Source organism: uncultured Oscillibacter sp., from assembly GCF_900544955.1.
Taxonomy (GTDB): Bacteria; Bacillota; Clostridia; order Oscillospirales; family Oscillospiraceae; genus Oscillibacter.
This window is the reverse complement of sequence record NZ_UQXD01000061.1, coordinates 1-9523: the sequence shown is the minus strand read 5'-3', so window position 1 is coordinate 9523 and position 9523 is coordinate 1. Positions and strand designations below refer to the sequence as shown.

The 9523-nt window shown below is 66.3% G+C and carries 10 protein-coding genes; 1 reads left to right on the top strand and 9 read right to left on the bottom strand.

The genetic code is table 11. The annotated features are described in order from the left end of the window. Positions 1-212: 212 nt before the first annotated feature. From QZS21_RS11055 to moaA, 7 genes are all read right to left on the bottom strand, one after another. Positions 213-1229, bottom strand: a complete 1017-nt coding sequence (locus QZS21_RS11055; RefSeq protein ID WP_295583352.1) for a sulfate/molybdate ABC transporter ATP-binding protein — start codon at positions 1227-1229, stop codon at positions 213-215. After that, positions 1220-1915 carry a molybdate ABC transporter permease subunit gene (gene modB / locus QZS21_RS11050; RefSeq protein ID WP_295583350.1) on the bottom strand — a complete coding sequence of 232 codons (696 nt, stop codon included), beginning with the start codon at positions 1913-1915 and terminating at the stop codon, positions 1220-1222. Before modB ends, QZS21_RS11055 begins: the two co-directional genes overlap by 10 nt. A 12-nt stretch (positions 1916-1927) precedes the next feature. Further along, complete coding sequence (modA, locus tag QZS21_RS11045; RefSeq protein ID WP_295583348.1) at positions 1928-2785, bottom strand: molybdate ABC transporter substrate-binding protein; 858 nt, start codon at positions 2783-2785, stop codon at positions 1928-1930. A gap of 104 nt (positions 2786-2889) precedes the next feature. Then, positions 2890-3909 (bottom strand): molybdopterin-binding protein, encoded by a 1020-nt coding sequence (locus QZS21_RS11040; protein WP_295583346.1) that lies wholly within the window; start codon positions 3907-3909, stop codon positions 2890-2892. Further along, a complete protein-coding gene (locus QZS21_RS11035; protein WP_295583344.1) occupies positions 3896-4345 on the bottom strand; it encodes an MOSC domain-containing protein in 450 nt (149 codons plus the stop codon). The genes QZS21_RS11040 and QZS21_RS11035 overlap by 14 nt, the downstream gene beginning before the upstream one ends. Positions 4346-4349: 4 nt before the next feature. After that, the gene (moaC, locus tag QZS21_RS11030; protein WP_295583354.1) at positions 4350-4820 is read right to left on the bottom strand and encodes a cyclic pyranopterin monophosphate synthase MoaC; all 471 of its coding nucleotides are present in this window, start codon (positions 4818-4820) and stop codon (positions 4350-4352) included. Positions 4821-4824: 4 nt separating this feature from the next. Next, positions 4825-5772 carry a GTP 3',8-cyclase MoaA gene (moaA, locus tag QZS21_RS11025; RefSeq protein WP_295583342.1) on the bottom strand — a complete coding sequence of 316 codons (948 nt, stop codon included), beginning with the start codon at positions 5770-5772 and terminating at the stop codon, positions 4825-4827. A gap of 164 nt (positions 5773-5936) precedes the next feature. On the opposite strand from moaA, the gene QZS21_RS11020 reads away from it, so the two are divergent. Further along, the gene (locus tag QZS21_RS11020; RefSeq protein WP_295583340.1) at positions 5937-6701 is read left to right on the top strand and encodes an IclR family transcriptional regulator; all 765 of its coding nucleotides are present in this window, start codon (positions 5937-5939) and stop codon (positions 6699-6701) included. A 67-nt stretch (positions 6702-6768) separates the two neighbouring features. Here QZS21_RS11020 and QZS21_RS11015 read toward each other — a convergent pair whose 3' ends face one another. Beyond that, on the bottom strand, positions 6769-7251 hold the full coding sequence (locus QZS21_RS11015; protein WP_295583338.1) for a molybdenum cofactor biosynthesis protein B: 483 nt from the start codon (positions 7249-7251) through the stop codon (positions 6769-6771). A 176-nt stretch (positions 7252-7427) separates the two neighbouring features. Then, positions 7428-9383: a hypothetical protein gene (locus QZS21_RS11010; RefSeq protein WP_295583335.1), complete on the bottom strand. Its 1956-nt coding sequence runs from the start codon at positions 9381-9383 to the stop codon at positions 7428-7430. Positions 9384-9523 lie beyond the last annotated feature (140 nt).

Below are 9523 nucleotides of genomic sequence, written 5' to 3'. Positions count from 1 at the left end.
CGTCCGCCGGATGGCCGTGGGCACCGGCAGGTCCGTCATCACCAGGGCATACCCCGCCCGGTGGAGCCGCAGGGCGATGCCCGTGGCAATGTCCCCCGCGCCCCGAATCACAACCAGCATTCTTCCGCCTCCTCTTCTGCCGCCCGGTCCAGGGCCTGGCGGCCGTGCCTTGATTGTAGCCCGCCCGCCGCCGCTTGTCAACCGCGCCCGCCTTACAGCAGCAGCAGCTGCTCCGGCTCCAGAACCACCTCCACCCGCTGGCCCGGCGCCACCGTCCGGTCCGTCTCCGCGCAGAGCAGCGGCGCTCCCTCCGGCGCGCCGTCGGGCAGCAGAAAGAGGTCCGTGCGCCCCAGGTCCCGCACCGCCCGGCGGACGGTGCAGGCCATGCCCCCGGCCTCCAGGCGGATGGCCGCCGCAGGGACGGCCAGCGTGGAAAACGCCCCCTCCGGCACGGGGAGGGGCAGCGTGAGCCCCCAGTCCGGCACCTCCACGCCCCCTGTCCCCCGCCGGGCGGGGAAGAAGTTCCGGCACCCCGTCAGCCGGGCGGCCTCCAGCGTGGCGGGACGGCGGAGCAGGTCCTCCATGGCGGTGACGTCCCCCGTCCGCCCCGCCTCCAGCACGCAGACCCGGCGGCAGTTGCGGTAGCACTCCCCCAGGTCGTGGGACACCCAGACAATGGGCCCGGCAAAGCCGTCCAGAAGCTCGGTCAGCTCCGCCTCCAGCTGCCGCTTCAAATACTGGTCCAGGGCGGAGAAGGGCTCGTCCAGCAAAATCGCCCGGGGGCCGCTGGCCAGGATGCGGGCCAGGGCCACCCGCTGCTGCTGCCCGCCGGAGAGCTGGGCGGGGTACTTCCCCTCCAGCCCCTCCAGCCGGAAGGCGCGGAGCTTCTCCGCCGCCAGCGCCGCCCGCTGCCGCCGGCTGCCCCGGATGCCGCAGCGGATGTTCTGCTCCGCCGTCATGTTGGGGAACAGGGCGTACTGCTGGAAGAGGTAGCCCACCCGCCGCTGCTGGGGCGGCAGGTCGATGCCCGCCCGGCTGTCGAACAGCACCCGGCCGTCCAGCTCAATCCGCCCCCGGTCCGGCGTCAGGATGCCGGCGATGCACTGGAGGGTCACGCTCTTGCCGCAGCCGGAGGCCCCCAGCAGCGCCAGGGTCTCCTCCCCCGCCTCAAACGCCGCCCGGAGCTGGAACTCCCCCAGCCGCTTTTCAATGTCCACCGTCAAACGCATGGGGTGCGCCTCCGTTTCCCGCCCGCCACCGTGAGATTTTTCCGCTCCATCAGGTTCACCGCCAGCAAAATCACGGCGGAGATGGCGATGTTCACCACCACCCAGCGGAAGGCAAGGGCGTCGTCGTTGGTCCGCCAGAGCTGGTAGACCGTGGTGGAGATGGTGGCGGTCCGGCCCGGGGTGTACCCGGCGATCATGGAGGTGGCGCCGTACTCCCCCAGCGCCCGGGCGAAGGACAGCACCGTTCCCGCCAGAATTCCCTGGCGGCAGCAGGGCATCCGGATGCGCCAGAAGATGTAGGCGTTGGACAGGCCCAGGGTCTGGCCGGCGTAGGCCAGCGTCTCGTCGAAGGCCTCAAAGGCCCCCCGGGCGGTGCGGTACATCAGGGGAAAGATCACCACCGCCGTGGCGAACACGGCGGACCACCAGTTCATCACCAGCCGGAGGCCGAAGGTCTCCAGCACCCAGGCCCCCACCAGCCGCTTGGGCCCCAGCAGCCGCAGCAGCAAATAGCCCACCACCGTGGGGGGCAGCACCAGCGGCAGCGTCAGCACCACGTCCAGAACGCCCTTCACCAGCCGGGGCAGCCGCGCCACATAGTAGGCGGCGGCAATGCCCGCGAAGAAGATCACCGCCGTGGAGATAGCGGCGATGCGCAGGGAGTTATACAGGGGATACCAGTCCATGAAACTCCTCCTTCAGGAGCGGGGCGGCGCACCGGCGGGGGAGAAGCCCACGCTCTCAAAAACCGCCATGGCCGCGTCGGTTTGCAGATAGTCCAGGAAGGCCTGGGCGGCCTCCGTCCGCCCCTCCCGGAGCACCGCGGCGGGGTAGATCACCTGGCCGCACATCTCCGCGGTGGCGCGGTCCACCACCTCCAGCCCTGCGGAGAAGGCGTCGGTGGCATAGATGATGCCACAGTCCACAGCGGCCTCGCCGACCTGGGTGGTGACCTCCTTCACATTGGAGCCGTAGGTCAGCACGCCGGCCCCGTTCAGCGCCGCCTCCGAGAGGCCGTAGTACTCCAAGATTTTCAGGGTATACTGCCCCACCGGCACGTCGCTGTTGCCGATGGCCAGCAGCAGCGGCTCCTCCCCGCCCAGGGCCTCCGCCAACTGGTCAAAGCTCCCGACGCCCCGGGGATTTCCCTCCGGCACCGCCAGCACCACCTTGTTCTCCAGCAGGTCCACGCGGCTGCCCGGCGCCAGCAGGTCCAGCCCGCCGGGATTCCGCAACCCGTCCCCCGCCAGAGCGCCGTCCAGGGCGTCCATCTGCTTCTGGGCGGCGGAGAGGAACAGGTCACAGTCCGCCCCCTCCTGAATCTGGGTCAGCAGATCGCCGGAGGAGGCAAAGTTGAAGGTCAGCGTCACCGCCGGGGCCACGGCCCGGTACTGCTCCCCAATCTCCGTCAGGGTCTCCGTCAGGGAGGCGGCGGCAAAGACCATCAGTTCCACCGGCTCCGCCCCCGCATCAATCGGCGCCTCCGGGTTTCCCCCGCAGGCGGTCAGGGACAGCGTCAGTGCCAGTGCCAGCAGGAACGCCATACTCTTTTTCATATCCAATTGCTTCCTCTCCTCGGCCCTTGGGTCGGTTTTCGTGATATTTTTCAAAGGGATACGCTCCGCCGGAACACCCGCCGCCGTCTCCGGCGACGGGACATTCACTTTCCAAAGGGGCAGTCCGGGTAGCGGCAGGGCTTGCAGCCCAGGCACAGCCCCCCCTCCCCCAGGGCGGCCAGGTCCTCCCGGGTGACGGGCACCCCGGCGGCCACCCGGGGCAGGATCAGGTCGAACACGGTGGCCCCGGCGTACATCACGCAGCCCGGCAGGCCCATCACCGCCGTCCCCTCCGGGAAGTACCCCAGCAGGAACATGGCGCCGGGCAGCACCGGCGCGCCGTAGGCCACGATCTCCGCCCCCGCCGCCCGGATGCCGCCGGGGGTGTTGTCGTCGGGGTCCACGCTCATGCCGCCGGTGCAGAGGATCAGGTCCGTCCCCAGCGTCCGCATCTGCAACACCGCGTCCCGCACGTTTTCCACCCCGTCGCCGGAGAGGACGGTGGCCACGGTCTCGATGCCGTAGGCCGCCAGCTTCTCCGCCACCACCGGGGTGAAGGTGTCCTGAATCAGCCCCTGCTTCACCTCGCCGCCGGTGGTCACGATGGCGGCGGTTTTCATCCGGTAGGGCAGCAGCTCCAGCAGCGGCTTTTCCCCGGCGGCGGCCTCCGCCGCCTGGAGCAGCTCCTCCCGGATCACCAGGGGGATCACCCGCATCCCCGCCAGCTTGTCGCCCCGGCGGACGGCGGTGTTGCCCCGGCGGGTGGCGATCATGACGTCCTCCGTCCCATTCACCGCCAGCAGCCGCCGGGAGTCCACTCGAAACAGCCCGTCCCGGGCGGCGGTCAGCTCGATCTTGCCCTCCTTGACCGGGCTGCGCTCCATCCCCTCGTTGGCGCACAGCGCCAGCAGCCGCTCCGCCGCGTCGTTTTCATGGACCATGCCCGGCGTCATCTCCCAGACGTAGAGGTGCTCCTTCCCCATGGACAGCAGCACCGGGATGTCCTCCTCCCGGACCACGTGGCCCTTGCGGAAGCGGGCGTCCTTGTAGCTTCCCCTGATGATTTGGGTCAGGTCGTGGCACAGCACATGGCCCACGGCCTCCCGCGTCTCAATCCGTCTCATGCTCCGCCTCCAAAATCGTGATGAGGTCTCCCCGCCGCACCCGGCCCTCCCGGACCACCACGGCGAAAATCCCCTCCGTGGGCATGACGCAGACGCCGGTGGCCCGCTTCACGGCGCAGTCGCTGTGGCACTCCTTGCCGATCTGGGTCACCTCTACCACCGTCTCCCCGATGGCCAGCCGGGTTCCCACCGGCAGTCCCTTCAAATCCACGCCGGCGGTGTTGATGTTCTCCGCAAAGGCCCCGGGCGCCAGGTCCAGTCCCAGCCCCCGCATCCGCTCCACGCTCTCCTCCGCCAGCAGGCTGATCTGCCGGTGCCAGTCCCCGGCGTGGGCATCCCCCAGGATGCCGTGGCGGAGCCGGAGGTCGATGTAGGGCACCTCGTGCTTGGGGGTGCCCTTCCGCTCGCTGATGTTCACCGCAGTGACCTTGGCCATCTCCTCACACCTCCCGTTCATAGACGCCGCTCTTGCCTCCCTCTTTATAGAGGAGGCGGACGCCGGTGATCTCCATATCCCGCTGGACGGCCTTGCACATGTCGTACACCGTCAGGGCCGCCACGGAGACGGCGGTCAGCGCCTCCATCTCCACCCCGGTCTCCCCCCGGCAGCGAACCTCGCTGAAAATCCGGAGTGCCCCCTCCCCCAGCTCGAAGCGCAGGTCCACCTTGGTCAGCAGCAGCGGGTGACACATGGGAATCAGCCCGGCAGTTCCCTTGGCCGCCAGAATGCCCGCCACCTGGGCCACCGCCAGCACGTCCCCCTTGCCCACGGTCCCCGCCTGAATCCGCTCCAAGGTGGCGGGGGCCATGCGGACCTCCCCGACGGCCCGGGCCACCCGGAAGGTGGCCTCCTTTTCGCTGACATCCACCATGCGGGCGCGGCCCTCCTGGTTGAAATGGGTCAGTTCCATCCCCTCATCCTCCGATCTCATTCATGTCCCTCCCGGCGGCGGTGACGCCGTCCTCCCCCAGACGGTGGCGCTCCGGCTTTTGGGCAATCCCCCGCCGCAGCGCCGCCTCCAGCGCCGGGCCGGACAGCCCCCGCAGGGGAATCTCCTCCCGAGTGTGGAGACAGGGCTTCAGCTTTCCGTCCGCCGTGATGCGGATGCGGCTGCACGCGCCGCAGAAGGCGTGGCTCATGGGGGCAATCAGCCCCACGGTTCCCGCGGCGCCGGGGAGGCGATAGCAGGACGCCACCCCCTCCGCCCCGATGGGCTCCAGGTCCGGCCGCCGCGCCAGCACGGTCTCCACCGGCAAAAAGGCCCTCCGGTCCCACCCGGCGCAGACCCCCATGGGCATCAACTCAATGAACCGCACCTGCCAGGGGCGCCGCCGCGTCAGCTCCACAAAGTCCCCGATCTCATCGTCGTTGACGCCGCCCATCAGCACGCAGTTCAGCTTCAGGCGGGAGAACCCCGCCGCCTCCGTGGCGGCGATTCCCGCCCAGACCTGGGCCAGCTCGCCCCCCCGGGTGATCTCCCGGAACCGGTCCGGCCGCAGGGTGTCCAGGCTGATGTTCAGCCGATCCACCCCCGCCGCCCGCAGGGGGACCGCCAGGGCGGGAAGCAGGCTCCCGTTGGTGGTGAGGCACAGCTCCTCCACCCCCGGCAGGGCCGCCACCATCCGGCACAAGTCCGCGATCCCCCGCCGCACCAGCGGCTCCCCGCCGGTGATGCGCACCTTCCGGACGCCGCAGGCCGCCGCGGCCGCCGTCATGTCCCGCAGCTCCTCCAGGGAGCAGACGGCCCCGTGGGCCCGCTTCTCCACCCCCTCCGGCGGCATGCAGTACCGGCAGCGGTAGTTGCAGAGGTCCGTCACCGCCAGGCGCAGGTATGTGATTGTCCGTCCGCAGCGGTCCTCCATAGGCCCTCCACCGTTATTCTCATAGGAATATTACCTATTTTATCAAATCCCTTCCCCCTTGGCAAACCCTCTTTCCGACCATATTAAAATATATTTCGATATCATCGGAATCCTTGACGGCCCCGGGCGGTATCCGGTATGATGGAGAAAAAGGAGGTGGTCCCATGGCGGACGGCAACACCATCCGCTCCGTGGCGAAGGCCATGGAGCTTTTGCAGCATCTCTGCGACGCCGGGGAACCCCTGACACTGACGGAGCTCAGCGCCCGGGCGGGCCTGCCCCGGAGCACGGTTTTCGGCCTGCTGACCACCATGCGGGATTACGACGTGGTGGCCCAGAAGCCCGACGGCAAATACGCCCTGGGCCTGCGGCTGTTCGAGTACGGCTGTCATGTCAGCAGCTCCTGGGACATTTCCGCCGTGGCCCGGCCCTACATGGAGCACCTGGCGGCCCAGACCAGCAGCTCCGCGGTGCTGTCCATCCACGAGGGGGCCCACGTCATCACTCTGGATCAGGCAGAGGGCCGGGGCAATCTGCGCATCGTGTCGGAGACCGGCGCCCGCCTGCCCCTGTACTGCACTTCCCAGGGCAAGCTGTTTCTCTCGGCCCTGCCGCCCCACGAGGCGGCGGCCCTGCTGCACAAGCTGCCCCTGACGGCCTACACCCCCCATACCATCACGGACCCGGAGGCCCTGCTGGCCCAGTTGGCGGAGATCCGGGCGGCAGGCTACGCCGTGGAGAATGGGGAGTACAAAATCGGCCTCCGGTCCATCTCCGCGCCGGTCCGCCAGCAGGGCGGCGGCTTCTCCTACACCGTGGGGGTCATCGGCATGTTCCGCTCCGTCCACTCCGAGGAGTTCCGCCAAGCCGTCCAGGCGGTGATGTCCGCCGGGCGGATGATCTCCGCCGCCCTGGGCTACCGGGTGTAAAGGCCCTTCCCCGCCCGCCAAAAAGCCGCCCGATGGGCGGCTTTTTTCTGGAAAGCGGAGAGCCTTGTCAGTCGTGGCCCCGGCCCCGGAGCATATCCAGGCCGTGGCCCAGGGTGTCCAGCACCGCCAGGAGGTTCTCCCGGGCGGCCTTTTCCGAGCCGGGCAGGTTCACGATCAGCGTTCTCCCTAGGGTGCCCGCCACGGCCCGGGACAGCATGGCCCGGGGGGTGATGGACAGTCCGGCGTACAACATGGCCTGTGGAATGGATCGAATTTCCCGGTCCACCACGGAAAGCGTTGCCTCCGGCGTCACATCCCGGGGGGAAAGCCCCGTGCCGCCGGTGGTGAGCACCAGGTCCGTCCGGCCCTCGCCGGCGCAGCGGCGCAGCTCCTCCCGGATATCGGCCTCCTCATCCGGCACCACGGCGGTGGAAACCACGTCGTACCCCGCCTCCTCCAGCAGGGCGCGGATGCAGGGTCCACTGGTGTCCCGGCGGGTCCCATTGTAGCAGGAATCGCTGACGGTAATGACGGCGGCGGTATTTTTCACGGCGGCTCCTCCCTTTGGTTGATCCGGCGCGCCAAAGCGCCGGTGCTGGTCTCATTCTAATCCATCCGGCGGCAAATGGAAAGAGAGAATTTCCGGCGGAAGAAAAGAACAGGCCCCGCACCTCTCGGTGCGGGGCCTGTTTGGAACTACGCGCGGTTCAGTGCGTGTGCCTCAGCTTACAGCTGGACAAACAGCATGGTGTAACCGTCGTCGCCCTCAACAGCGTAAACGCTCTTGATGACCTCGTCGCTGTAATCGTTCACCAGCTTGGAGGCAGAGACGGTCTTGGGATCGTCGGTGCCCTCGAAGACGAAGATCTTCGCGCCGGAGTCCAGATAGAAGCTGTCGCTCACGTTACCGCTGAAGGTCACGGTGCGGTTCTTCTGGGTAATCTCCACAGTGCCGGTGCCGTTGAAGACCAGCGCGGCGCTGTCGTCCACGTCGGTGCCGTTGACCTCGGTCATGTCAGTGACATACTTATCGCTGTCATAGCTGACCTCACCGTACAGCTTGCCAACCAGATCAGTCTGGCCGATGTAGCCGTCGTCCAGGGAGACCTTGGTCACAGTGCCGTTCACCACGGCCTTGAAACGATAGTAATCGTTGTCGTCAGCGTTGGTGCCCATCTTGTCGAACTTGTACAGGTAGATGAAGTCGCTGCTGCTGGAGCCGCCCTTCACAACGCCGGTGTCGCCCACGTCGATGAAGACGTACTTGGCATAGCCGTTCTCCGCATAGTAACGAACAGCGCCGGTGCCGCCGATCTTGGTGTCGGGCACGTTCTTGATGCCGGTGTAGACCTTGACATCATCGCTCTTGTTGATGATAACGAAGCGGGTGGTGGCATTGCCCTTGACAAAGTCATTGGCACCAGTGCCGAAGTAAATCTTCACGCCGTTATCATCATAGTTCGTGACCGTGCCAGAATCATAAGTGTTGGTCAGGCTGACATTGCCAAGCGTGTTCTTGTCGGTCAGGTTGTACTTGCCGTTGTCCTTCAGGCTGTACTTGTACCACTTGCCAACGGCGGCATTGCTGCCGGTCTTAGTGCCGAACTCGTCCAGATCGTTCACACCCTTAACAGTGGAGCCATTGAGCTTGTCAATGGTGATCTCGTCGTCGGTGCCGTCCAGGAAGTAGGCCTGAGCCTGAATCTTGGAAGTGCTGGAGCTGGAGGAAGTATAAACCTCGGTGATGTAGACGTAGCTGCCCTCGGCCTCAACGCCGTCCACCCAGATCACGTTGCCGTAGGAATCCAGGTACAGATCGTAGTCTTCCTTCAGGTCATACTCGGCATTCTTGATGTCGCTGCCGCACTTGGCAGACAGAGCATACTCGGTGCCGCCGGCGGTCACGGTGTCGTCCTGGACGTACTCGGTGACAGCAGCGGTGACCTTCTCAGCCAGCTTAATGGACTTCACTTCGCCATCGGCCACGGTGACCAGGACATAGTCCTCGTCCTTGAAGCTCTTCAGGTTGGCAAAATCGTCGATGGAGAGCTTGTCGGCGTCGGTATTCAGGTTGGGAACGTCCGCGTCGCCGATGTCGCCGGTGGCGGCAGTCAGATACAGCTCGTCGTCCTCTTCGTCATAGTCGCCGTCAACCTGCATCAGGTACTCGTTGATGATGACGATGACCTTATCCTCATCTTCGTCCGCATCGCCGTTGTAGACCTCGATCAGGTTGCCGTTACCGGTACCGACCTTGTCGCTGATCTTGAAGGAACCGGTCTCGCGCTTGGCAACATAGAACTTGCCGCCCGCAGCGCCGGCCTCAGTGCCGGTGGCCTCAACGCCGTCAACCACAACGTCAAAGTCATAGGGATCGCTCAGGTCCAGATCACGATAGAGCGTATCGCGGCGGACCTTGACGCCCTCGTACACGGCGTCGGGAGTCTTGGCATAGGTGCCGATTTCGTCGGACTTGATGCTCCACTTGTTGGCGGGGCGCAGGAAGTCGTCGTGGCTCTCGCTCAGCTTCAGATCGGTGAAATACTTCTCAGCGAACTGCAGGCCTTCCTCTTTCAGGTTGTCCTTGTAGATGCCCTGCTCCATCTCCTTGGCCTTGGAGTTGCCGATGGTAACCACAGCACCATTGACATTGACCTCGGTCTTGGAGTCATACTCCACCATGTCGGCCTTCAGGGTGTTCAGCGCGTACAGAGCGGCCTCTTCACGGGTAACGGCCTGGACGCCAACGAAGTTGTCGTTGCCGTCTTCCAGCTCGATGCCCAGAGCCTGCTTGGCCACGTTGACGGACCAGTTGGCGCCGG